Origin of the sequence: Saccharopolyspora taberi, assembly GCF_039534165.1 — a bacterium.
GTDB classification, from domain to species: domain Bacteria; phylum Actinomycetota; class Actinomycetes; order Mycobacteriales; family Pseudonocardiaceae; genus Saccharopolyspora_D; species Saccharopolyspora_D taberi.
In genome coordinates this window covers 149,370-171,883 of sequence record NZ_BAAAUX010000029.1, presented here as the reverse complement: position 1 = coordinate 171,883, position 22,514 = coordinate 149,370, and the positions used below count along the sequence as shown (strand labels likewise).

Sequence of the window (22,514 nt, the reverse complement as noted above, 5' to 3'; positions counted from 1 at the left end):
ATGACTCTGCTCGCAGTGGAACGCATCAAGCTGTTCTCCACCCGCTCACCGTGGTGGTGCGCGGCCCTGGCGCTGGGCCTGACGATCGGTTTCGCCGGGTTGTTCGCGAACTACGCCGACTTCGCGACCGTGTCGATGAGCCAGCAGGGCTCGCAGTTCGGACTGATGGTGGTGATGGTGATGGCCGCGCTGGCGGTCACCACCGAGTACCGCTTCGGCACGATCCGGGCGACCTTCCAGGCGGTGCCGAACCGGACCGCCGCGCTGCTGGCCAAGACCGGTGTCGTCGCGGCGCTGGCCCTGGTGATCGGCGAGGTCGCGGGCTTCGGCTCCTGGGCGGTCACCAAGCTGTTCTCGCCCGCGGGCGACCTTGCGCTCGACAGCGCCGAGGACCTGCGGCTGGTGGCCGGCGTCGGCCTGGTCTACGCGCTGGGCGCGGTGATCGCGGTCGCGGTCGGCGCGCTGGTCCGCCAGAGCGCGGGCGCGGTGACCATCCTGATCCTCTGGCCGACCCTGATCGAGGGCCTGGTTTCGGCGATTCCGAGCGTAGGTCCGGAAATCCGGCGGTGGCTGCCGTTCAACGCGTCCAACCACTTCCTGTCCGAAGGAGGAATGGGCGCCATGGACATGCCGTTCGGCCCGTGGGGATCGCTGCTGTACTTCGCTGCGGTCAGCATCGGACTGCTGGTGATCGGACTCGCGGTGACGAATCGGAGGGATGCCTGACCAGCGGGGATGCCACCGGGCGCTCGAACGTAGATCAACTTCGGGGAATTGCCTGCTGGGCGGCGGAGGATATGGGGTCCGCCCATCCCGGCCGAGAGCCTGGTCACGTAAGCCGATAGGATCCCCGCAAAGAGATCAACCACGGTAACGCCGCGCGACACGCCGGAACCGATCCGGTGGAACACGTCCGAAATGGACACCACCGAGAACAACGGCGAACAGCGCGAAGCACAACAGAATCGACCGACTGCACCAGCGCTCGGGGGCGCTGCGGTCGGGACGGGGGAGGGCCCGGGCTGTCATTCGGGGGATGGCCCGGGCCCTGTGCTGTCCGGGGCCGGCACGAACCCCGGACCCGCCGCCGCGACCACGCGAAGCGGCCCCCGAAGCCGCCGCCGCTCCAGGGACGCCCGAGGCCTGCCGCTCCTGGGCCAGTGTTTAGCCGAGCCCCCCCGCTTCGAAGCCGCCCGGCTCCCCGCCACCTTCGGACAGGCCGATCGACCCCCGCTCCGAAGCCGTCCGACCGCCTACCGTCTCGGGCAAGCCGAGCGACCACGGCTCCGAAGTCGATCGAGCGCCCGTCGCCTCGGGACAGGCGGAGCGACCACGGCTCCGAAGTCGTCCGACCGCCCCGTCGCCTCGGGACAGGCCGAGCAACCGCTGCTTCGAAGCCGATCGAGCGCCCCTCCACCTCGGACAGGCAGAGCGACCATCGCTTCGAAGCTGTCCGAGCGACCGCTGCCTCAGGGCAGGCTGAGCGGCCGTTGCTTCAAAGTCGTCCGAGCGCCCGTCGCCCTGGGCAGGCTGAGCGACCATCGCTCGGAAGCCGTCCGAGCGCCCGCCACCTTGGGCCAGGCCGAGCGACCGCTGCTTCGAAGCTGTCCGAGCGCCCCGCCGCCTCGGGCAAGCTGAGCGGCCGTTACTTCGAAGCCGATCGAGCGCCCCGCCGCCCTGGGCAAGCCGAGCGAGCATCGCTCGGAAGCCGTCCGAGCGCCCGTCGCCTTGAGACAGGCTGAGCGACCACGGCTCCGAAGTCGATCGAGCGCCCGTCGCCTCGGGGCCGCCCGAACGGCCGCTCCTCGGAAGTCAGCCGAGCCCGCCGCTTCGGGGTCGACCAAGCGACCGCTGCTACGAGGCCGGTCGAGCGTCCCGTTGCTTTGGGACCGGCCGAGCGGCCGCTGCTTGGGCGCCGGAGCTGCCGCCACTTCGAGGTCAGTGCTGAGCCCACCGCCGCAGAACCGGCCGAGCGACCGCAGTTTGGAAGCCACTCAAGCCCGCCGCTCCGGGACCTGCCGGAGCGACCGCCGTTTCTGGACCGGCCGAGCCACTGCTGTTTCGATGCGGGCCGAGAGGCCGCCGCACCGAGGTCGGTCCTACGGCCGCCGCTTCGGAGCTGGCCGAGCGGTCGCTGTTTGGCGACTGGCCGAGCGGTCGCCGCTTCGGAGCGGCCGAACGACCGGTGCTTTGGGGCCGGCCGAGCGGTCGCCGCTTTGGAGCTGGCTGAGCGCCCGCTGCTTTGAGGCCGACCGAGCGGTCGCTGCTTCGGGGCCGACCGAGCGACCGCTGCTTGGAGGCGGGCGGAGCGGTAACCACATCGGGTCGCAGCTGAGCCCCGCCGCTTCCAGGGGCGGCGCCGAGCGGCCACCGCCCCGACGTCGGCTCAGATGCTCGGGCGCACGACCAGCACCGGACACGCCGCGTGCCGGACGCACTGCTCGGCCACCGAGCCGAGCATCAGCCCCGCGAATCCACCGCGTCCGCGGTGGCCGACGACCAGCAGGTCCGCTCCGCGGGACGCGGAGAGCAACGCCTGCGGCGACGGTGAGTGCACGACGTGCACCTCAATCGGTATGCCCGGGTCCTCCCCGAGCTTGGTCCGCACGATCCGCTTGGTGTCGGCGAGCACGGTCTCGTGGTACTGGTCCGTGCTCGGGACCGCCCCAGGCGGACAGTCCTCCGGACGCGGTGCGGTCCGGATGCTCCAGGCGCGCACGACGTGCAGCACCGCATCGCGCCTCTTGGCCTCTTCGGCGGCCACCAGCAGTGCGCGCAGCGACGAGGCCGAGCTGTCCACGCCGACGGCCACGCCGCCTTCGATTTCGACTCTCTGCATAGTGTGGTCCACGTCTCCACTCCAACCGCCGAAGCCGGACTTGTCGAGTCGGGCCGTCGATCCGACCATCCACGGAGGCCGATCTGTGACCTTGGGCACAATTGTTCACAAAGTGTCACATATCGACTGCATTGTGGTAATGCATTGAAGGGAACCTTTGTCCCGAACCAGCGTCGCTTGGGGGCAAGCGCAGTTCGGGAGCCACCTGTCCGGTGTGCTCGCGGCCTTCTCGGGGCCTGTCCTCCTCGAGGTCGGGTTCTCAGCAGCAGATGGGGTGAGCCGATTGATGCGTTCCACAGAACGCGCGGTGCCGGTACCACAGGACCCGCGTGACGACGTCCACCTGGAGCCGGTACCGAGACTGGAATGGTCCCTGGCGACCGAGGTGCACCCGCCCGCGAGGGAGCCGGTCGCGCCGGTGTCGCTGCGGTGCAGCTGGATCCACACCGCTCCGGAGGACCAAGTCCTCGAACTCTTCCGCAAGCTGAACGGCTCGGCCCGCCGGTTGCCCGCGCCCTGGTGGCTGCGCGCACTGGACCGCGGCGAGATCCCGTCCAGGGCGAAGGGCTTCGAGATCGAGGACGAGGTGCACGCACTGCTCAGCAGGCGCGAAGGCTGGGTCTTCGTGCCGTGGGCCGGGCTGGGCGAGACCGGCTACTGGGAGTTCGGGCCGTCCGACCGAGCCCAGATGAAGGCCCCGACCACAGTGGTCTTCACCGACCAGCACCTCGGCTGGGTCGAGGTCGTGGCCGCCCACCAGGACAACCCGCCGCTACCGCTGCCCGTCGACCGGGCGCCCGGCCTGCTGTCCGCTCTCCCGCAGGTCGAGTCCTGGTGACCGCAGGCTGAGCCAACCTGGGCGTTTGCGATACTGGCTTCCCGTGAACGCCTCTGACCAGCAGGTTCCCTTCCGGCGCACGGTTGTCAGCTACGTCCAGCGCGGCGAGCGGATGACCGTCGGGCAGCAGCGGGCCTGGGACCAGTACTGGCCCGACCTCGGCACCGAGGTCAACGCCCTGCCGCCGGGCCCGCTGGACACCACCACGTGGTTCGGCCGGTCGGCGCCCGTGGTGCTGGAGATCGGTTCCGGCATGGGCGAGACCACCGCGCAGCTCGCCGCCGCCGCGCCGGAGGTCAACTACCTGGCCATCGAGGTCTACAAGCCCGGCCTCGCCCAGCTGATGCTGCGCGCCGAGAAGCTGGAGCTGACCAACCTGCGCCTGCTGCGCGGCGACGCGATCGTCCTGCTCCGCGACCACGTCGAGCCCGGGACGCTGTCCGAGGTCCGCGTCTACTTCCCGGACCCGTGGCCGAAGAAGCGCCACCACAAGCGCAGGCTGGTCCAGAAGTCCTCGGTCGAGCTGATCGCTTCCCGGCTGGCCCCGGGCGGCGTGCTGCATCTGGCCACGGACTGGGAGAACTACGCCGAGCAGATGCTTGAGATCTGCCAGGCACAACCGCTGCTGCGCAACCGCTTCGAGGCCGAGCCGGGTGGCTGGGCGCCGCGACCGGATTGGCGGCCGGTGACCAAGTTCGAGAACCGCGCCCACGAGGAAGGCCGGGTCGTGCACGACCTGATCTTCGAGCGGGTGTGACCACCGGTCGGAGGACCGCAAATCTGGTCCCTCTGTGGACTGATCTCACTCGAACGGCCGATCAAGAGGCCGCCTGATCTCGTCGAAGGTCAATACGGCCGGTCGGCATTGACCGGATCGGGTTGCGCCAAGTTCACGACAAAGGCTGGCCGTCTGAGGCTGCCGAGTAAGCGCTGCCGACCACTACGTTTCCGGCTGTGACGGCAATCCGCAGTGGACTCCTCCCAGCCCGGCAGGCTCCCGCGACCGACGACCACCCGACCGATCCGGCGGCGGCGGAGGAGTTCCTGCGCGCGTTCCACGACGCCCACCCCGACGCCGGCCCGCTCGCGCCACGGCTGTCGCAGGTCCGCGCGGACATCGCGAGATCCGGGACCTACCGGCACACCACCGAGGAACTCACCCACGGCGCACGGATCGCGCTCCGGGACAGCGGCTGGTGCACGAGCGGCGTGCCCTGGCGACACGTCCAGGTGCGGGACCTGCGCGGTCTGCGCAACGCCTCACCGGTGGCCAGGGAGTGCTTCGAGCACCTGCGGCTGGCCACCAACGGCGGCCGCATCCGGCCGCTGATCACCGTCTTCGCCCCGGACTCCCCGCGCAGGCCGGGACCGCGCATCTGGAACGAACAGGTGGTCCGCTACGCGGGCTACCCGGGCTCGGACGGTGGAACGCTCGGCGACCCCCGCTACGCCGGGTTCACCACCGCCGCGCAGCGGCTCGGCTGGAAACCCCCGGCCCGGCGTGGCCGGTTCGACCACCTCCCGCTGGTGGTGGAGACCGCGCACGAGGGACCTGCGGCGTTCACCGTTCCCCGCGACGTCGTGCAGGAGGTTCCGCTGGAGCACCCGGACCTCCCGTGGTTCGCCCGCCTCGGCCTGCGCTGGCACACCGTCCCGCTGATCAGCAACCTGCACCTGGTGATCGGCGGCATCCGGTATCCGGCGGTGCCGTTCAACACCTGGTTCGTCGGGACCGAGATCGGCACCCGCGGTCTCGCCGACGAGAACGCCTACGGCGTAGTGCAGGAGGTGGCGGGCGAACTCGGGCTCGACACCTCCAGCGAGCGGACGCTTTGGCGGGACCGGGCCATCGTGGAGATCAACCGCGCGGTGCTGTTCTCCTTCGACTCCGCGCGGGTCACGGTCACCGACCACCACGCCGAGACCCTGCACCGGCTCGGCAGCCCGCGCCCTGCGTCCGGGAGCGCGCGGCCCGCCTTCGTCCGTCCCGCCGATGCCGATCGGAGGGCGCGAGAAGGCGCCCCGGCGTGCTTCCCGCTGGTCGCGCGCACCTCGTCGGCCGGTTGACGCATCGGGCTCAGCGCCGCGATCCGAACGTGTCCGAGAGCTCCGGCAGGATCGAGCTCGCCGCCATCATCAGCAGGACGCCGATCGCCGCCACCGTTCCGAACGCGGTCAGCACTGTCGTGATCATCTTGTCCACCTTCCCTGGTGTTCTCCGTTGTGCTTCCAGAATCGCTGCCGCGGGGCCGGTGGCGGATCGGCCATGTGGCCATCGGCGCTGGCCACATGGCCGGTCCTCGCGAGCCGGAGGTACGAGCTCACTCCTCGGCGAAGGGCTCGGCGCTGACCCGGCGCAGCATCGGCCCGCTCGCCGACGTCGCGAGCACCGCGACCAGCACCCCCAGCGCGACCGGGGCGAACACCCACGGGCTGATCGCGCCTTCGATGTCGAACAGGCTCAACATCCCGAATCCGACCGCGACACCGCCCGCACCTGCGCCGATGGTGGCCACCAGCGCGGGGAGCGCGGCCTCGGTCCGCAACGCCCGAGCCAGCACCCGCAACGGCGTCCCAGCGGCGATCAGCGCCCCGAACGTGCGGCGGCGGTCCACAACCGAGGACGCGGCGGTGATCGCCGCGCTGCACCCGGCCAGCACGGACGCGATGACCAGGCCGATCGCGGTGACCCGCCGCAGGTCCGACAGCATCGTCCGCTGCTCGCCCAGCACCAGCTCCCGGCTGTTGATCTCCGCCCCAGGCGCGGCGACCGTCATCGCGGTCCGCACCCGCTCGCGGTCGGCGTCGCTCGCGGGCGCGACCGCCAACGTCGTCTCCCCGCTGCCGAGCACGTCCGGCACCAGCGCGGGATCGACGATCACCGAGTCGACGAGGTCCGGATCCTGACCGCCGAACGGCCGCACCGGAGCGCCCGCGGGCACCGGAACTCCCGGCACATCAGCGGAAACTCCATATCCGCCGGTGGGGACCACGGTCATCCCCGCGGTCGAGAGCTCAAGCGACGGATCGGCCCGCACGCTGGGCGGACCGGCGCACGAGCCGACCGCCATCCGGCTCACCTGCGCCGCTTCGGGACAGCTGATCACCAGTGCGCTGTGCGAGTTCTCCGGAGTCCGCACGGTCACCCGCGTCGCCGACGCCACGACCGCCGACGCTCCGCTGCGCGCCAGCTGGTCGGTGATCCGCTGCCGCTGCTGCTGCGCCTGCGCCGACGGAACGTCCACGTACAGCACGGAATCCTGGAACGACCGGCCACCGCCGGACTGCGACTCGAACCCCGGCAGCAAGGTCAGCGCCATCGACCCGACGAAGACGGCCAGCACCACGCCGGACGCCGAGCGGTAGGCGGCCTTCGGGTCGTCGCGTAATCGCCGGCCCGCGAGCAGCGTCGAAGGCCGCCGCCACAGCGTCGAGAACAGGGTCCCCAGCGAGGCCGTCAGCCACGGTCCTACGACAGACGCCGAGAGCACGACTCCGGCCAGCGACGCCATCAGCACGACGAGGTTGCCACCGTCCTTCGCGGTCGCCAGGCCGAACAGGAAGAACGCCCCCGCGGCGACGATCGCGAGCAGCCGCCAGGCCTTTGGCGCCTTCTTGCGGTGCGCCATCGCGGCGCCGACCGGCGCGCGGACCACCCGCCGCAGCCCCAGTACGGCCGCCGCGACGACCAGCACCGGAACCCCGAGGCCGACCCCGGCCACCGTCGCCAGCGACGGGGTGAAGTCCGCGGCCAGCCAGGTCCCGCCGCCCCACGGCACGTGTATCACCAGCAGCCGCAGCGGCCAGCCCAGCAGCAGTCCCAGCGCGGCGCCCGCGACCGCGGCGAACGCGGTCTCGGCCGCGACCGCGCCCACGACCTGGCCGGGAGTGGCGCCCGCAAGCCGCAGCGCGGCGAGCCTGCGCTCCCGGCGGGCGGCGGTCAGCCGCGACGCGGAGGCGACCAGCACCAGGCTCGGCACCGCGAGCAGCACGAGCCCCACCCAGGCCAGGAACTTGAGCAGGAAGTCCTGTTCCGCCGCCTGATAAGCGGCCGATCCGCCCTCCACGGCGTCCAACGCGCCCGGTTGATGCCCGACGACGGCGACCAGCTGCTCCGGATAGCGCAGGTAGTCGTCGGTGATCGTGCCGACCACCTGCCCCGGGAACCGCTCGGCGAGGTCGCCGGGCGGCAGCTGACCGCTCAGCTCGGCCAGCCGCGGCGAGAGCAGGACCTGGCCCGGCGCTGGGAAGCGGGGTGCGCCAGGGGCGTCCGGGTTGCCCGCGACGTCGACGCGGGTGATCTGCTCGCCGCGCACGAAGTCCGATGTGGACACCGACGTGCCTGCCGCGCCGGTCCGGTCGGCGTACTGCCACGAGGACCGCTCGGTCCGTGCGTCCGCCGCGTTCGGCAGCGTCGACAGCAGCACGACCAGCGCCGTGCCGACCGCGATGCCGAGGGCGGTCAGCACCGCCGAGACCCGCGTGCGCGGATCCCCGCGCAGGACTCGGACGGCCAGCTGCACCGGGTTCATGCCGCGACCACCCCTGGTGCGATCCGGCCGTCGCGGATCTCCACCACGCGCCCGGCGCGGGCGGCCAGCTCGCGGTCGTGGGTCACTATGACCACCGCGGCACGGTTGTCGGCGGCGGCCGTGAGCAGCGCGTGCATGGTCTCGGCGCCGGTGCGGCTGTCGAGGGCGCCGGTCGGTTCGTCGGCGAAGATCACCTTCGGCTGGTGGGCCAGCGCCCGCGCGATCGCGACCCGTTGCGCCTGACCGCCGGAGAGCTCGCCGGGCCTGCGGGTCTCCATGCCCGCGAGGCCGAGCCTGCCGAGCCACTCCCGCGCCCCGGCCATCGCCTGCGCGCGGTTCGCGCCCGCGAGCAGCAACGGCAGCGCGGTATTCTCCTCCGCGGTCAGCTCGCCGACGAGCATGCCGTTCTGGAACACGAACCCGAAGTCGCGACGCCGCAGTTCGCTGCGCTTGGCCTCGCCCAGGCGGTCGATGCGGTGGCCGTCCAGCACCACCTCGCCGTCGTCGGGGCGCAGAATGCCGGCCAGCACGTGCAGCAGCGTCGTCTTGCCCGAACCGGACGGGCCGACGATCGCCAGCACCTCGCCGGGGGTGATCGCGATGTCCACGCCCGCCAGCGCGTGGTGCTCGCCGTAGCGCTTGACCAGCCCCCGCCCCACCAGCATCGGATTTCCCGGTACCGGAACTGACACTGTCCTTCTCCCGTCTCCGCTCGTCCCGGCCCGCTGCCGGGAGGATCGGTACCCAGGATCGGGCGAGGAGGGGGTGTTCCGGCTCGTCCGGCGGGCCGGGAGCAGCGACGCGGCGATCGGCCGATCGGCCAGGGATTTCGGACCTATCGGCCAAGGGCGCTCGGAGTTCGGCCTCGATACGGTTTCGGGGTGAGCATTTCCGCGAAGACCCCGTCGTCAGCCCCGGGCATCGTCCGGCGGCTGCGCACCTTGCTGCGCGAGCAGTGGATCTTCGCGGCTGCGCTGGGCACGGTCCTGCTCGGCGAGCTGCTGCTGCTCGTCGACAGCGGTGCCCGTTCCCTGCTCGTCTACCCCGGTCTCGTGGTGATGGCCGTGCTCGCGCTGCTCGCCCGGCGGTGGCCGGTGCTGTGCGGGTTCGCGGGTGCCTTCGTGCTGGCGGCCAACAGCGCGCTGATCCACCTGATCCACTTCGACCCGTACTCGTTCGGGCTCGCCGCGATCCTGCTGACCGAGAACATCGCGGGTGTCGCGTTGGTGCTCACGGCGTTCTGGCGGACCCGCAAGCGCTACGCGATCCCGGTGACGGCCCTGCTGGTGCTGTCCTGCCTGGGCTCGATCCACCTGCGCACCGGTTCCTCGCTCGTGATCGCCCCGGAGGAGATCTCCCGCGCGATAGGTGCGGGGTTCCTCGAACTGGTGCTGGCCATCGGCACCGGCCTGTACCTGCGGGGCACCCAGCCGCGGTCCGACGACACCCCGCTCCAGGCGCTCGTCCGCAGGCAGTGGCCGGTGATCGCGGTCCTGTTCGTGTTCCTGTTCCTGGACCTGATCAGCATGGGCGCGGTCCTCCCGGCGGTGGTCGTCCTGCTCGGCGGGGGCGTGCTGTCCGTGCTCGCGGTGCTCGCCCCAACGCGACCGGTCGAGGCACCGATGCTCGGGGCCGCCGCGGTGGCGCTGATGGCTGTGACCATGCGGCTGATCGGCGCCCAGTCGGACACCCTCCTGCTCGGACCGATCCGGCCGACCGTGATCGCCGCCGGGATGATCCTGCTCGCCTTCTCGACCCGGTACGCGCCACCGCGCAAGGCGGTGTGGAGCGGAGCGGCGCTCGTCGTGTCGGCGCTGTTCGCGATGACCGTCACGCCGGGGGACGAGAACTACGACTGGCCGAGCGACGCGCTGACCTTCCTGTTCATGGGCGGTCTGCTCCTGGTCCTCGCGGTGGGCACCGGCGTCTACTTCCGGGCCAGGGACAACGAGCGGGCCAGGACGGTGGAGACGGCGGTCAGCAGTGCCCAGCAGGCGGAGCGGATGGCGCTGGCCCGCGAGCTGCACGACGTCGTCGCGCACCACGTCACCGGGATCGTGGTGCAGGCGCAGGCGGCGCAGATGGTCGCGGAGAAGAACCCGCAGGCCGCGACGGACGCGCTCGCCCGCATCGCCGACAGCGGCACCGAGGCGCTGACCGCGATGCGGCGGCTGGTCGCGAGCATGCGCGGCGCCGAGCCGGCAGGAGCGTCGAAAGCCACCGAGCAGGCGACCACCAACCTCGAGGCCGACCTCGCCGCCCTGATCGAGGGTGCGCGCCGCCATGGCGCCGACACCGAGGCCGCCCCCAACATCAACCTGCGGGTCGACATCGGCAGGCAGATCCCGCAGGAGGTGGCGAGATCGGCGCTGCGGGTGGTGCAGGAGTCGCTGACCAACTCCCGCAAGCACGCCTTCGACGTGTCCCAGATCGAGATCGACGTCGACGTCTCGCGCACCCACCTGCGCACCAGGGTCACCGACGACGGCTCGGGCAGCCATGCTCGTCCGGTCGGCGGATCGGGCGGATACGGTTTGGTGGGCATGCGCGAGCGGGTGGAGCTGCTCGGTGGCCGGTTCAACGCCGGCCCAGGTGACCACGTCGGCTGGCGGGTCGAAGCGTGGTTGCCGCTTGGTGAGCAGAACGAGCAGGAGGACTCTCGATGATCCGGGTGCTGATCGCCGACGATCAGGAGATGGTGCGGGCCGGTTTCCGGATGATCCTGGAGTCGCAGGACGGCATCGAGGTGGTCGCCGATGTCGCCAACGGGATCGACGCGGTCCGGGAGGCCCGCGAGAAGCGACCGGACGTCTGCCTGATGGACATCCGGATGCCCGGCATCACCGGACTGGAGGCGACCAAGCAGCTGGCGGGCCCCGACGTGACCGATCCGATCAAGGTGGTCGTGGTGACCACCTTCGACCTGGACGAGTACGTCGAGCAGGCGCTGGCCTACGGCGCGAGCGGGTTCCTGCTCAAGGACGCGGGTCCAGCCCTGCTGATCGAGGCGATCCACGCCGCGGTCCGCGGCGACGCGCTGGTCTCGCCGCAGATCACCGTCCGGCTGCTCAAGCACTTCTCGCAGCCGAAGGAGAAGGTCCGCCCGAAGGTCGCGCAGCCGAAGGAAGGACTGACCGAACGCGAGCTCGACGTGGTCCGCGCGACCGCGAAGGGGCTGACCAACACCGAGATCGGCCAGGAGCTGTTCATGTCCCTGTCGACGGTGAAGACCCACCTGGCCGCGGCCCAGTCCAAGATCAACGCTCGCAACCGGGTGGAGACCGCGGCTTGGGCTTGGCGCAGCGGCCTCATGGACGAGTAGGCGACGCTCCGCCGGACACTCCACACGCCAGACCCGGCGTCGCTTCCGGCTCCCCATGCGGCTGCCGTACCCGGCAGCTCATCCGATCAGCCGGCGTCGGAGCTGCACCCTTCCCGCGGCTCACCCGGCGTCGTAGTCCCGCCGAGCCTGATCGACCTTGCTCAGGTTGTCGCTCGCCCACTCGGCGAGCGTCGCGAACAGCGGTGCGAGGCTCCGCCCCAGCTCGCTGATCTCGTACTCCACCCGCGGCGGAACCTCGGCGTGATAGGTGCGCACCACGAGCCCGTCGCGTTCCAGTTGCCGGAGGCGCTGCGTCAGCACTTTGGGCGTGATCGAGGTGATCCTGCGTTCCAGTTCCACGAACCGCTGCCGCCCGAACTCGTGCAGCGCCCAGAGGATCGGCGTGGTCCAGCGGCTGAAGACGATGTCGACCACCGGGGCGATCGGGCACGCTTGCTCCGGGTCGCGAACCGTGCTGCCCGCTGTGTTTTCAGCCATAAAACGCCCCTGTTTCCAATACTTTCCTCTAGGTACCTACTATATCCACGAAGGTAGCTTCCTCCGAGTCGTTAGGAACTCGGAACGGGAGTGATCATGATCGTGGTGGCAGGAGCGACCGGGAACGTCGGTCGACCGCTCGTGCAGGCGTTGGCCGCAGCTGGAGAGCAGGTCACGGCGGTGTCGCGCGGCGCGGGGCCTCGCGACCTTCCGACGCAGGTGCGACACCAGCAGGCCGATCTGGCTGATCCGGCGAACCTCAAGCCCGCGTTCGACGGAGCAGAGGCGTTGTTCCTGCTGGTCACCGGCAATCTGTCGGCAGGCGACGTGACTGGCGTCCTCGATACCGCACGGGCCGCTGGGCTCAGCCGGGTCGTCTTCCTCTCCTCCCAAGGCGTCGGGACTCGACGGCACCCGCCGGAACTGGAGAACGCCGTCAAGCAGTCGGGTCTGGAGTGGACGATGCTGCGGCCGGGTGGCTTCGGCTCGAACGCCTTGATGTGGTCGGGAATGGTCCGCGAGCAGCGGATGGTCGCCGCGCCGTTCGGGGACGTCGCGCTGCCGGTCGTCGATCCGGCCGACATCGCCGACGTCGCGGCCGCCGCACTGCGCGGAACCGGGCACGTCGGCAACACCTACGAGCTGACCGGCCCGGCGCGGATCTCGCCGCGCGAGCAGGTGGCGGTGATCAGCGACGTGCTGGGCGAACCGGTGCAGTTCGTCGAGCAGGGCCGCGAGGAGGCGCGGGCGGGACTCCTGCAGTTCATGCCAGAACCGGTCGCCGAAACCACCCTCGACATCCTCGGCACGCCGTCGCCCGCCGAGCAGCGCGTGAGCCCCGACGTCGAGCGCGTTCTGGGCCGCCCGCCCCGGGCCTTCGCCGAGTGGGCGGCGCGCAACGCCGCAGCCTTCCGCTGATTTCCTTCCACCTCAACCGAAAGCCGGTCATGCCAGTCACGCACGTCCTCGACTCGACCATCTCCCACCGCGAAACCGGCACCGGAGTGCCGATCGTCTTCCTGCACGGCAACCCGACGTCGTCGCACCTGTGGCGAAACGTCCTGCCCGCCGTCGGCGGCCCAGGCCGGCTGCTGGCGCCGGACCTGATCGGCATGGGCGACTCCGGCAAACCCGACATCGCCCACACCTTCGACGATCATTCCCGTTACCTGGACGCGTGGTTCGAAGCGCTCGGCCTCGACGACGTCGTCCTGGTCGGGCACGACTGGGGCGGCGCGCTCGCCTTCGACCTGGCCGCCCGCCATCCCGGGCGGGTGCGGGGCATCGCGTTCACGGAGGCGATCGTGAAACCCATGTCCTGGCAGGAATTCCCCGAAGGCGGCCGGGAACTGTTCCGCTCGATCAAGACCCCCGGGATCGGTGAAGCGGTGGCGGACGCGTTCATCGACGGTCTGCCGGGCACCGTGGCGCGTCCGATCAGCGAGGCGGACCTCGACGTCTACCGCAGGCCGTACCCCACGCGCGAGAGCCGGCTTCCGCTGCTGCGGTGGGCGCGCATGATGCCGCTGGGCGGGGAGCCCGCCGACGTGGTCGCCAGGGTGAGCCGCTACGACGAGTGGCTGGCCGCCAGCCCCGAGGTGCCGAAGCTGATGCTCACCTTCGAACCCGGGCCGGGAACGATGCTGGGCCCGGAGCTCATCGATTGGTGCGCGGCCAACATCGCCGGGCTGGAGATCGTCCACCACGAGGTGGTCGCCGGACACCACACCCCGGAGGACCAGCCCGAGGCGATCGGCACGACCATCGCGTCCTGGCTGGACAGGCACGGTCTGCGGACCTAGGCGGGGGACTGGCGGCAAGGGTTTCGCCTTGGCCGAACGGACTGGTCGGTCCTGGCCTATCGGACGAGGTCCATCGGCCCATCAGCCGAGGTGAACCCGACCGCCGAAGCCGATCCTGGAGTTATGCCACCACGAGTTCTCGACCGTCCCTCCGACCTCATCGCCCTCGTCCTGATCCTCGCGTTCGTGGTCGCGGCAGGAGCCACCATGTGGCTGTCCGCGAGTGCGTTCGGCGTGTGACGGGTCCGGCAGAATGCGGGGCATGCCGATCGCCTTTCGCCTCCACGCCCCGCTGGTGCTGCCCTGCGACCCGAACTGCTCGATGATCCGGGACGCGGTCGTGGACATCGACGAGGACGGCCGCATCCTCTACTGCGGTCCCCAGGCCGATGCGCCGGCCCGTCCGGCCGACGCGCAGGTGCGGGAGTGCAGCGGAGTGCTGCTCCCCGGGCTGATCAACGCGCACGCGCACAGCCCGATGACGCTGCTGCGCGGCATGGGCAGCGATCTGCCGTTGCTGCCGTGGCTCCGCGACGTCATCTGGCCCGCCGAAGCGCGGCTGCGCCGCTCCGACGTGCGCGCTGGCATGGAGCTGGGCTGCGTGGAGATGCTGCGCGCGGGCGTGACGACCAGCGCCGAGATGTACTTCTCCGGCGAGTCCGTGGCCGAGGGCGCGCTGGCGGTCGGCTCCCGGCTGGTGGTGGCGCCCGCGGTCATCGACACTCCCGAGCTCGGCGGACTCGGCAGCTGGCAGGGCATGGTCGACGGGATCAGCCGGTGGATCGACGCCGATGGTTTGAGGTTCGGCCCCGGTGACCGCGTGGAGCTGGCCTACGGTCCGCACTCGGCGTACACGCTGCCGCCGGAGGCACTGCAGACCATCGCCGAGGCCGCGCAGCAGCGTGGCGCGCTGGTCCACATCCACGTCGCCGAGACCCTGCAGGAGGACGTCGCCCAGCGGGAGAGCTTCGGTTCGGTGCCCGCGCTGATGGAGAAGGTCGGGCTGCTCGAGGGTCGGGTGCTCGCCGCGCACGGCGTCCACCTCAGCGACGACGATCTGGCGCTGTTCGCCCGCAAGCAGGTCGGTGTCGCGCACTGCCCGGGCTCCAACGCCAAACTCGCGTCCGGCACGGCACGGCTGGTCGACCTGCTGGCCGCGGGCGTTCCGGTCGGACTCGGCACCGACGGCCCCGCCGCCAACGACGACCTCGACCTGTGGGAGGAGGTCCAGCTGGCGGGGTTGTTCGCCCGCACCAGCACCGGCGACGCCACCGCGCTGAGCGCGGGCGCAGCACTGCTGGCCGCCACCCGCGGCGGCGCCGCGGCCCTCCACCGCGACGACATCGGCTCGCTCGAACCGGGCCGCTGGGCCGACATCGTCCACCTCGACGTGGACAACCCGGCGTTCGCCACCGGCCTCGACGCCCCGGACGACCAGGTCCTCGCCAACATCGTCTGGGCCTCCGGCTCCCGCTGCGTCCGCGACGTCTGGGTGGCGGGCGAGGAAGTCCTCCACGACCGCGAACCCACCCGAGTCGACCGCAGGCACGTCCAGGCCGCGGCCCGCACCGCCGCGACCCACGTCCGCGGCTGAGCTCGCCCGGCGAGCAGGTCTCTTCGGGCTGCACTTGCCCGCGACTCGCCCCGCGGCTCGCCGGGGCATGCCGGGTTGTCCGACTCACAGCGGCGTGTCGGACAGCCCGACTCGCCGTGGAATGTCTGGTAGCCCGACTTACAGGGGAATTGCCTTGCAACCCGACCTCGCCGGGGAGTGCCTGGCAACCCGACGCACCAGGGCATGTCGGGCTGCCCGACCCACCACGGCGTGTGGGCAGCTCGACTCACCGCGGCGTTGTGGGGCAGCCCGACCCACTGCGCGTGTCGGGCAGCTCCACCCCGGCGTGTCGGGCAGCTCGACCCACTGCGGCGTGTCGGGCACACGACTCACCGGCAAATGCCGGGCACCCAACTCGCGGGCGTACGTCGGGCACCCCGACTCACGTGGTCGTGTCGGGTATCCCGACTCACACGGCCTGCCTGGCACTCTCGACTCGCGGGTGCGTGTCGGTACTCCGACTCACCGGGGAGTGTCCGGCACCTCGACACACCGGGACTTGCCGTGCGCGTCGACTCACCAGGGAGTGTCGAGCACCGGGACTTGCCGAGATGCGTTGGGCACCCACGACTCGCGGAGGCGTGTCGGTACTCCGACTCACCGGGGAGTGTCCGGCACCTCGACTTGCCGGGCGTGTCGGCCGACCGACTCACCGAGGCCTTTCGGGTACTCAGACTCGCCGAGGGGCGGGAAGCTCGACTTGCCAGGGGCGGGAAACCCGACTTGCCAGGGCGTGTCCGGGGCCCCGACTCGCCGGGGTATGTCGAGCGCACTGACTCGCCGGGACCACATCGACCACCCCGACTCGCCTCGGCGTGTCGGCTACCCGACTCACGTGGGCGTGTCGGGACTCCCAACTCGCCGAGCCGTGTCGGGACTCCCGACTCGCCGAGCCGTGTTGACCAGTCCGACGACTCGCCGGGGCGTGTCGACCACCCGACTCGCCGGGGCGTGTCGACCACCGACCCCGGCGACCACCGACCCCGCCAACCGACCCCGCCCGCCAACCGACCCCCTAAGAAGGCCGGATGACGATCTCGGTCAAGTGTGCGTCGCGAGAAGCGCGCACGGCGGACACGATCGGTGCGGACACCGACTCCGGTCGCAGGTAGTTCTCCGGCTGGTACTCGCCGCCCTCGCTCGCGCGGACCTCGCGCTGCATGTCGGTCGCGGTGCGGCCGGGGAACACCGACGTCACCCGCACTCCGTTGGCGGCCTCCTCCGCGCGCAGCACGTCGGCGAAGGCGCGCAGTGCGAACTTGCTCGCGGCGTAGGAACCCCAGTTCGGGCGGGCGGACAGGCCGGCCCCGGAGTTGACCAGCACCACGTGACCTTCCGCCGCGCGCAGTGCGGGCAGCAGCAGGCGGGTGAGTTCCGTGACCGCGAACAGGTTCAGCTCGAACGTGCGGCGCCAGGAGTCCGAAGGCGCGTCGGCGAGCGGGGCGAGCTCGACCAGGCCCGCCGAGTGCACGAGCACGTCCAGGCGGTCGATGTCGGCCACGGCTGCCGCCACCGCTTCGTGGTCGGTCAGCTCCACCGTCCACGGGCGTGCACCGGGCAGTTCGTCGGTGAGGGTTTCCAGCGCGGCGGCGTCGCGCCCGCCCAACAGCAGGTCGTGCGTGTCGGACAGGTCTCGGGCCACCGCGGCACCGATGCCGCGGGAGGCACCGGTGACCAGGGCGATCGGTCTTGCAGGCATGCCCGGAACGGTAGTCGCGGGCACCCCGCTCGCTTCGACCGGCCGTCCCATCCAGTGGTCGAGCACTTGACCCCGGCCGCCCCGTCTGCCTAGTACTTCCCGGTGAACAGCGCCAACGTCGCCGCACAGCTGGAGAAGCGCGTCCTGCGCAAGGTCGCCGTCCGGCTCATGCCCTTCCTCTGCCTGCTCTACTTCGTCAACTACCTCGACCGGGTCAACATCGGCTTCGCCGGGCCGAACGGCATGAACCAGGAGCTGGGGCTCACCGCGACCGTCTTCGGCTTCGCCTCCGGCATCTTCTTCATCGGCTATCTCGTGCTGGAGGTGCCGAGCAACCTGGCGCTGCACCGCTTCGGCGCGCGCAAGTGGCTCGCCCGGATCATGATCACCTGGGGCGTCGTGGCCACGGTCATGGCTTTCGTGCCCAACGCGACGACCCTGGTCGTGCTGCGGTTCCTGCTCGGCGTGGCCGAGGCGGGGTTCTTCCCCGGCATCATCCTCTACCTCACCTTCTGGTTCCCGGCCGCGCAGCGGGCGAAGGCGGTCGCGCTGTTCATGGCCGCGGTGCCGATCTCCAGCGCCATCGGCGCGACCGTGTCCAGCGTGCTGATCAGCGGCGGGCACGGCGTGTTCGGCCTGTCCGGCTGGCGGTTCATGTTCCTCGTCGAGGGCGTGCCCGCGATCCTGCTGGCCGCGGTCACCTGGTTCTACCTGACCGACCGCCCCGAGCAGGCGAAGTGGCTCGCCGCCGAGGAGCGCGAGTGGCTGGCGGGCAAGCTCGCCGAGGAGCAGCGCGAGACCGAGGCCAAGCACCACTGGCCGCTGCGCAAGGCGCTGACGCACCCGCGGATCCTGGCGCTGGCGTTCGTCTACTTCGGCATCGCCTACGGGCTCTACGCGCTCGGCTTCTTCCTGCCGACCATCATCGCCGGCTTCGAGCAGCAGTACGGCACCGATCTGTCCACTGTGGAGTCCGGACTGGTCACCGCGCTTCCCTACGCGATCGGCGCGGTGGCGATGGTGGTCTGGGCTTCGCACGGCGACCGCACCCGCGAGCGGGTGTGGCACGTCGCGCTGCCGATGCTGCTGGGCGGCGTGAGCATCCCGGTCGCGCTCTACCTCGGCAACCCCTACGCCGCGATGCTCGCGGTGACCTTCTGCGCCGTCGGGGTGTGCGCCGCGCTGCCCACGTTCTGGGCGCTGCCCAGCAACTTCCTGTCCGGCGCCGCCGCTGCCGGCGGCATCGCGCTCATCAACTCCCTCGGCAACGTCAGCGGTTTCGCCGCGCCCTACATCACCGGCGCGCTGCGCGACGTGACCGGTTCGCAGCGCGCGGGTCTGTGGGTGGTCGGTGTCGTGATGGTCGCCGCGGCCATGCTGGTGATCTTCCTGCGGGCCGCCCCGAAGCGGGGCTGACACACGACGGTGCCCCCGGCAGAAACCGGGCCACCCCGAATCGAGGCTGAAAACGACCGCGCCCCCCGGTCGATACCGGGGGGCGCGGTCAGCACACCGCTGGGATCAGAACACCGACTCGTCCAGGTCCATCAGCGAGTTGTCCGCCGCCTCGACGATCTTGCGACGGGACTTCAGCTCCGGCAGCACGTTCTTGGCGAAGAACCGGGCCGCCGCGATCTTGCCCTTGTAGAACGCCTCGTCCTTGCCCGCGCCCGCGTCCAGCGCGGCGTGCGCGACCTCGGCCTGGCGCAGCAGCAGCCAGCCGACCAGCAGGTCGCCCATGCTCAGCAGCAGCGTCACCGCGTGCTGGCCGACCTTGTAGATGTTGCGCACGTCGTCCTGCGCCGAGGTCAGGAAGCCGAAGACCGCGCCGAGCAGACCCTGCGCGTCCTCCAGCGCGGCGGCGACCAGCGCGCGCTCCTCCTTCAGCCGCTCGTCGGCGTTCTCGGCCTGCAGCGACTTCTGGATCTCACCGGCGAGGTGGCCCAGCGCCTGGCCGTTGTTCTTGACGATCTTGCGGAAGAAGAAGTCCTGCGCCTGGATCGCGGTGGTGCCCTCGTACAGGCTGTCGATCTTGGCGTCCCGGATGTACTGCTCGATCGGGTAGTCCTGCAGGTAGCCGGAGCCGCCCAGGGTCTGCAGCGACAGCGCCAGCATCTCGTAGGCCCGCTCGGAGCCAACGCCCTTGACGATCGGCAGCAGCAGGTCGTTGACCGCCTCGGCGAGCGCGACGTCCTCGCCCGCGGCCTTGCCCTGGGCGATCTGGTCCTGGTAGGTGCCGGTGAGCAGGTACACCGCGCGCAGGCCCTCGGCGTAGGCCTTCTGCAGCATCAGGATGCGGCGCACGTCCGGGTGGTTGGTGATCGTGACCCGCGGGGCGGTCTTGTCCGCGGCCCGGGGCAGGTCGGCGCCCTGCACGCGCTCCTTGGCGTAGTCCAGCGCGTTGAGGTAGCCGGTGGACAGGGTGCCGATGGCCTTGGTGCCGACCATCATCCGCGCGTACTCGATGACCTGGAACATCTGCGCGATGCCGTCGTGCACGTCGCCGAGCAGCCAGCCCTTGGCCGGGGTGCCGTGCTGGCCGAAGGTCAGCTCGCAGGTGGCCGACGCGTTCAGGCCCATCTTGTGCTCGACGTTGGTGACGAAGGCGCCGTTGCGCTCGCCCGGCTCACCGGTCTTGGGGTCGAAGTGGAACTTCGGCACCAGGAACAGGCTCAGGCCCTTGGTGCCCGGCTTGGTCTCCACGCCTTCGCCCTCGGGGCGGGCCAGCACCAGGTGCATGATGTTCTCGGTCATGTCCTGGTCGGCGGAGGTGATGAACCGCTTCACGCCGTCGATGTGCCAGGTGCCGTCGGCCTGCTTGATCGCCTTGGTGCGGCCCGCGCCGACGTCGGAGCCCGCGTCCGGCTCGGTCAGCACCATCGTGGCGCCCCAGCCGCGGTCGATCATCAGCTTGGCCCACTCGCGCTGCTCGTCGGTGCCGTTGTTCCAGAGGATCGTCGCGAAGTTCGGGCCCGCCATGTACATGTAGATCGCAGGGTTGGAGCCCAGGATCAGCTCGGCCGCCGACCACACCACCGACGGCGGGATGCCGTAGCCGCCGAGCTCGTCCGGCAGCCCGATCCGCCACCACTCGCCGTCGATGACCTGCTGGTAGGACTTCTTGAACGCCTCGGGCAGCGTCACCGAGTGGGTCTTGGGGTCGAACTGCGCGGGGTTGCGGTCGCCCTCTTCGAAGGAGTCGGCCAGCGGGCCGGTGGCCAGCGCGTTGAGCTCGCCGAGCACTCCGCGCACGGTGTCCTCGTCGGACTGCGCGAAGGCACCGGTGCCCAGCCGGTCCTGGACCCTGAACAGCTCGAACAGGTTGAATTCGAGGTCGCGGACGTTGCTCTTGTAGTGGCCCATGCGGAGGCTCCCTTGATGCGCTCTTGGAGCGGGCGAGACCGGCTCCCCGGACGCCATGCCCTTACTCATCGGTAACAAGAGGGTATTACCTGGCAGTAACTTCTGCCAAGGTGCTGTGGCGAAGGCGGCACCACCCGTTTTGAGCGGGAATTGAGGCGCGGCGTGTCGGGGATCGGTCTTAGAGTCGGCTGCACGTGGTGAACGGCATCCGGGGGTCCCGATGAGCTCGATCGCGGTGCGCGCCGAAGCGCTGGTCAAGACGTTCGGGTCGACCCGCGCGCTGGACGGCGTCGACCTGGAGATCCCGGCGGGCGAGGTGCTCGGGCTGCTCGGCCCCAACGGCGCGGGCAAGACCACCACCGTCCGCATCCTGACGACGCTGCTGCGCCCGGACTCGGGCCGCGCGTTCGTCGCGGGCCACGACGTGTTCGCCGAGCCCGACGCGGTCCGCCGCTCGATCGGGTTGTCCGGCCAGTACGCGGCGGTGGACGAGAACCTGACCGCCTACGAGAACCTCTACATGGTCGGCAGGCTCTACGGCATGCCGCGGTCGAAGGCGGGTTCGCGGGCCCGCGAACTGCTCGACCGGTTCAACCTGGCCGACGCCGCCGACCGGCCGTCCAAGGGCTACTCGGGCGGGATGCGCAGACGGCTGGACCTGGCTGGCGCGCTGGTCGCCGCGCCGCCGGTGGTGGTGCTCGACGAGCCGACCACCGGGCTCGACCCGCGCGGCCGGATGGACACCTGGGCGGTGATCGGCGAGCTCGTCGGCGACGGCACCACGGTGCTGCTGACCACCCAGTACCTCGAAGAGGCCGACCAGCTCGCGGACAGCATCGCCGTCATCGACCACGGCAGGGTGATCGCGCGCGGCACCGCCGACGAGCTCAAGACGCAGGTCGGCGGGGAGCGGCTGGAGCTGGTCGCGCAGAACGCCGACGAGCTCCCGGTGGTCGCGCGGGTGCTGGCCGAGGTCGGCTCCGGCGAGCCGAAGGTCGAGACCGCGGTGCGGCGCGTCCAGGTCGCCGTGGACGCCGGGCCGAAGGCCCTGGTGGAGGCGCTGCGCAGGCTGGACGCGCAGGACGTGGTCGTGCAGGACGTGGCGCTGCACCGGCCGACCCTCGACGACGCGTTCCTGGCGCTGACCGGTCGTCCGGCCGAAGAGGAAGAACGGGGTGGACTGGCGTGACCGCACTGGCAGCGAGCCTGCGCGACAGCAGCGTCGTCGCGTGGCGGAACCTGGTGAACATCAAGCGGAATCCGGACTGGCTGCTGTCCGGCACCGTGCAGCCGATCATGTTCGTGCTGCTGTTCGCCTACGTCTTCGGCGGCAGCCTGGGCGGCGCCGAGTACCGGGAGTTCCTGCTTCCGGGGATCTTCGTGCAGACCGTCGCGTTCAACTCGGCCTTCACCGTGATCGGGCTGGCCAACGACCTGCAGAAGGGCATCGTGGACCGGTTCCGGTCGCTGCCGATGTCGCGGCTGGCGGTGCTGCTCGGCCGCACCACCTCGGACCTGGCGGTCACCGTGCTCACCGTGGTGATCATGTCGCTGTGCGGGCTGATCGTCGGCTGGCGGATCCGGGGCAGCGTCGCCGACGCGGCGCTGGGGTTCTTCGTGCTGCTGCTCTTCAGCTTCGCGATGTCGTGGGTCGGCGCCTTCATCGGCCTGGTCGCGCGCAGTGTCGAGGTGGCGCAGAGCGCGGGCCTGATGTGGCTGTTCCCGGTCACCTTCATCTCGTCGGTGTTCGTCTCCGCCGAGAACATGCCCGGGCCGCTGCGCGCCTTCGCCGAGTGGAACCCGATCACGGTGTCGGCGGACGCGCTGCGCGAACTGTTCGGCAACCCGCTGCGGCCGGACGGCGGGCTTCCGGACAGCTGGCCGTCGCAGCACGCGGTGCTGTACTCGATCGCCGTGTCCGTGCTGATCATCGCCGCGTTCGTCCCGCTCGCGGTCGCCAGGTACCGGCGGGTCGCGAGCCGCTGAGCGCAGTACTTGAATGATCG

At 70.9% G+C, this 22,514-nt stretch carries 18 protein-coding genes; 12 read left to right on the top strand and 6 right to left on the bottom strand.

Annotation, left to right across the window (positions count from 1 at the left end; all coding sequences use genetic code 11):
- Positions 1-726 (top strand): hypothetical protein, encoded by a 726-nt coding sequence (locus ABD691_RS29725; RefSeq protein WP_344685370.1) that lies wholly within the window; start codon positions 1-3, stop codon positions 724-726.
- 1,660 nt (positions 727-2,386) lie between these two features.
- Here the strand turns inward: ABD691_RS29725 and ABD691_RS29720 are convergent.
- Positions 2,387-2,839: a universal stress protein gene (locus tag ABD691_RS29720; RefSeq protein ID WP_344685368.1), complete on the bottom strand. Its 453-nt coding sequence runs from the start codon at positions 2,837-2,839 to the stop codon at positions 2,387-2,389.
- A 286-nt stretch (positions 2,840-3,125) separates the two neighbouring features.
- Here ABD691_RS29720 and ABD691_RS29715 point away from each other — a divergent pair, with 286 nt between their 5' ends.
- The 3 genes from ABD691_RS29715 to ABD691_RS29705 all read left to right on the top strand — a co-directional run bounded on the left by ABD691_RS29715 (position 3,126) and on the right by ABD691_RS29705 (position 5,744).
- Positions 3,126-3,677, top strand: coding sequence for a hypothetical protein (locus tag ABD691_RS29715; protein ID WP_344685366.1), 552 nt, complete (start codon positions 3,126-3,128; stop codon positions 3,675-3,677).
- A 43-nt stretch (positions 3,678-3,720) separates the two neighbouring features.
- Complete coding sequence (gene trmB, locus ABD691_RS29710) at positions 3,721-4,434, top strand: tRNA (guanosine(46)-N7)-methyltransferase TrmB (protein WP_425565187.1); 714 nt, start codon at positions 3,721-3,723, stop codon at positions 4,432-4,434.
- A 197-nt stretch (positions 4,435-4,631) separates the two neighbouring features.
- Positions 4,632-5,744, top strand: a complete 1,113-nt coding sequence (locus tag ABD691_RS29705) for a nitric oxide synthase oxygenase (RefSeq protein ID WP_344685364.1) — start codon at positions 4,632-4,634, stop codon at positions 5,742-5,744.
- Positions 5,745-5,998: 254 nt separating this feature from the next.
- On the opposite strand, the gene ABD691_RS29700 is transcribed toward ABD691_RS29705, so the two are convergent.
- Both ABD691_RS29700 and ABD691_RS29695 read right to left on the bottom strand, forming a co-directional pair.
- Positions 5,999-8,209, bottom strand: coding sequence for an FtsX-like permease family protein (locus tag ABD691_RS29700; RefSeq protein ID WP_344685362.1), 2,211 nt, complete (start codon positions 8,207-8,209; stop codon positions 5,999-6,001).
- Complete coding sequence (locus ABD691_RS29695; RefSeq protein WP_344685360.1) at positions 8,206-8,874, bottom strand: ABC transporter ATP-binding protein; 669 nt, start codon at positions 8,872-8,874, stop codon at positions 8,206-8,208. Before ABD691_RS29695 ends, ABD691_RS29700 begins: the two co-directional genes overlap by 4 nt.
- 216 nt (positions 8,875-9,090) lie before the next feature.
- Between ABD691_RS29695 and ABD691_RS29690 the strand changes: the two genes are divergently transcribed.
- A complete protein-coding gene (locus ABD691_RS29690; RefSeq protein WP_344685358.1) occupies positions 9,091-10,875 on the top strand; it encodes a sensor histidine kinase in 1,785 nt (594 codons plus the stop codon).
- Positions 10,872-11,531, top strand: a complete 660-nt coding sequence (locus ABD691_RS29685) for a response regulator (protein ID WP_344685356.1) — start codon at positions 10,872-10,874, stop codon at positions 11,529-11,531. Before ABD691_RS29690 ends, ABD691_RS29685 begins: the two co-directional genes overlap by 4 nt.
- Before the next feature lie 120 nt (positions 11,532-11,651).
- Here ABD691_RS29685 and ABD691_RS29680 read toward each other — a convergent pair whose 3' ends face one another.
- Positions 11,652-12,029, bottom strand: a complete 378-nt coding sequence (locus ABD691_RS29680) for a winged helix-turn-helix transcriptional regulator (protein WP_344685354.1) — start codon at positions 12,027-12,029, stop codon at positions 11,652-11,654.
- Between the two features lie 96 nt (positions 12,030-12,125).
- Between ABD691_RS29680 and ABD691_RS29675 the strand changes: the two genes are divergently transcribed.
- The 3 genes from ABD691_RS29675 (at position 12,126) to ABD691_RS29665 (ending at position 15,425) form a co-directional block, all read left to right on the top strand.
- Complete coding sequence (locus ABD691_RS29675; protein ID WP_344685353.1) at positions 12,126-12,947, top strand: SDR family oxidoreductase; 822 nt, start codon at positions 12,126-12,128, stop codon at positions 12,945-12,947.
- Between the two features lie 29 nt (positions 12,948-12,976).
- The gene (locus ABD691_RS29670) at positions 12,977-13,831 is read left to right on the top strand and encodes a haloalkane dehalogenase (RefSeq protein WP_344685352.1); all 855 of its coding nucleotides are present in this window, start codon (positions 12,977-12,979) and stop codon (positions 13,829-13,831) included.
- Positions 13,832-14,093: 262 nt separating this feature from the next.
- On the top strand, positions 14,094-15,425 hold the full coding sequence (locus tag ABD691_RS29665; RefSeq protein WP_344685351.1) for an amidohydrolase family protein: 1,332 nt from the start codon (positions 14,094-14,096) through the stop codon (positions 15,423-15,425).
- Between the two features lie 1,036 nt (positions 15,426-16,461).
- Here the strand turns inward: ABD691_RS29665 and ABD691_RS29660 are convergent.
- The gene (locus ABD691_RS29660; RefSeq protein ID WP_344685350.1) at positions 16,462-17,145 is read right to left on the bottom strand and encodes an SDR family oxidoreductase; all 684 of its coding nucleotides are present in this window, start codon (positions 17,143-17,145) and stop codon (positions 16,462-16,464) included.
- Between the two features lie 102 nt (positions 17,146-17,247).
- Between ABD691_RS29660 and ABD691_RS29655 the strand changes: the two genes are divergently transcribed.
- Positions 17,248-18,561 carry an MFS transporter gene (locus tag ABD691_RS29655; RefSeq protein WP_344685348.1) on the top strand — a complete coding sequence of 438 codons (1,314 nt, stop codon included), beginning with the start codon at positions 17,248-17,250 and terminating at the stop codon, positions 18,559-18,561.
- 105 nt (positions 18,562-18,666) lie between these two features.
- On the opposite strand, the gene ABD691_RS29650 is transcribed toward ABD691_RS29655, so the two are convergent.
- A complete protein-coding gene (locus ABD691_RS29650; protein ID WP_344685346.1) occupies positions 18,667-20,508 on the bottom strand; it encodes an acyl-CoA dehydrogenase in 1,842 nt (613 codons plus the stop codon).
- 220 nt (positions 20,509-20,728) lie between these two features.
- Here ABD691_RS29650 and ABD691_RS29645 point away from each other — a divergent pair, with 220 nt between their 5' ends.
- Positions 20,729-21,697: an ATP-binding cassette domain-containing protein gene (locus tag ABD691_RS29645; protein ID WP_344685344.1), complete on the top strand. Its 969-nt coding sequence runs from the start codon at positions 20,729-20,731 to the stop codon at positions 21,695-21,697.
- Positions 21,694-22,494, top strand: coding sequence for an ABC transporter permease (locus tag ABD691_RS29640; protein WP_344685342.1), 801 nt, complete (start codon positions 21,694-21,696; stop codon positions 22,492-22,494). The genes ABD691_RS29645 and ABD691_RS29640 overlap by 4 nt, the downstream gene beginning before the upstream one ends.
- The last annotated feature ends 20 nt before the right edge of the window (positions 22,495-22,514 follow it).

Coding starts and splice junctions, on each gene's coding strand:
- ABD691_RS29725 (WP_344685370.1), top strand. CDS start 1: ATGACTCTGCTCGCAGTGGAACGCATCAAGCTGTTCTCCACCCGCTCA.
- ABD691_RS29720 (WP_344685368.1), bottom strand. CDS start 2,839: ATGCAGAGAGTCGAAATCGAAGGCGGCGTGGCCGTCGGCGTGGACAGC.
- ABD691_RS29715 (WP_344685366.1), top strand. CDS start 3,126: ATGCGTTCCACAGAACGCGCGGTGCCGGTACCACAGGACCCGCGTGAC.
- ABD691_RS29700 (WP_344685362.1), bottom strand. CDS start 8,209: ATGAACCCGGTGCAGCTGGCCGTCCGAGTCCTGCGCGGGGATCCGCGC.
- ABD691_RS29695 (WP_344685360.1), bottom strand. CDS start 8,874: ATGCTGGTGGGGCGGGGGCTGGTCAAGCGCTACGGCGAGCACCACGCG.
- ABD691_RS29685 (WP_344685356.1), top strand. CDS start 10,872: ATGATCCGGGTGCTGATCGCCGACGATCAGGAGATGGTGCGGGCCGGT.
- ABD691_RS29680 (WP_344685354.1), bottom strand. CDS start 12,029: ATGGCTGAAAACACAGCGGGCAGCACGGTTCGCGACCCGGAGCAAGCG.
- ABD691_RS29675 (WP_344685353.1), top strand. CDS start 12,126: ATGATCGTGGTGGCAGGAGCGACCGGGAACGTCGGTCGACCGCTCGTG.
- ABD691_RS29670 (WP_344685352.1), top strand. CDS start 12,977: ATGCCAGTCACGCACGTCCTCGACTCGACCATCTCCCACCGCGAAACC.
- ABD691_RS29665 (WP_344685351.1), top strand. CDS start 14,094: ATGCCGATCGCCTTTCGCCTCCACGCCCCGCTGGTGCTGCCCTGCGAC.
- ABD691_RS29660 (WP_344685350.1), bottom strand. CDS start 17,145: ATGCCTGCAAGACCGATCGCCCTGGTCACCGGTGCCTCCCGCGGCATC.
- ABD691_RS29650 (WP_344685346.1), bottom strand. CDS start 20,508: ATGGGCCACTACAAGAGCAACGTCCGCGACCTCGAATTCAACCTGTTC.
- ABD691_RS29645 (WP_344685344.1), top strand. CDS start 20,729: ATGAGCTCGATCGCGGTGCGCGCCGAAGCGCTGGTCAAGACGTTCGGG.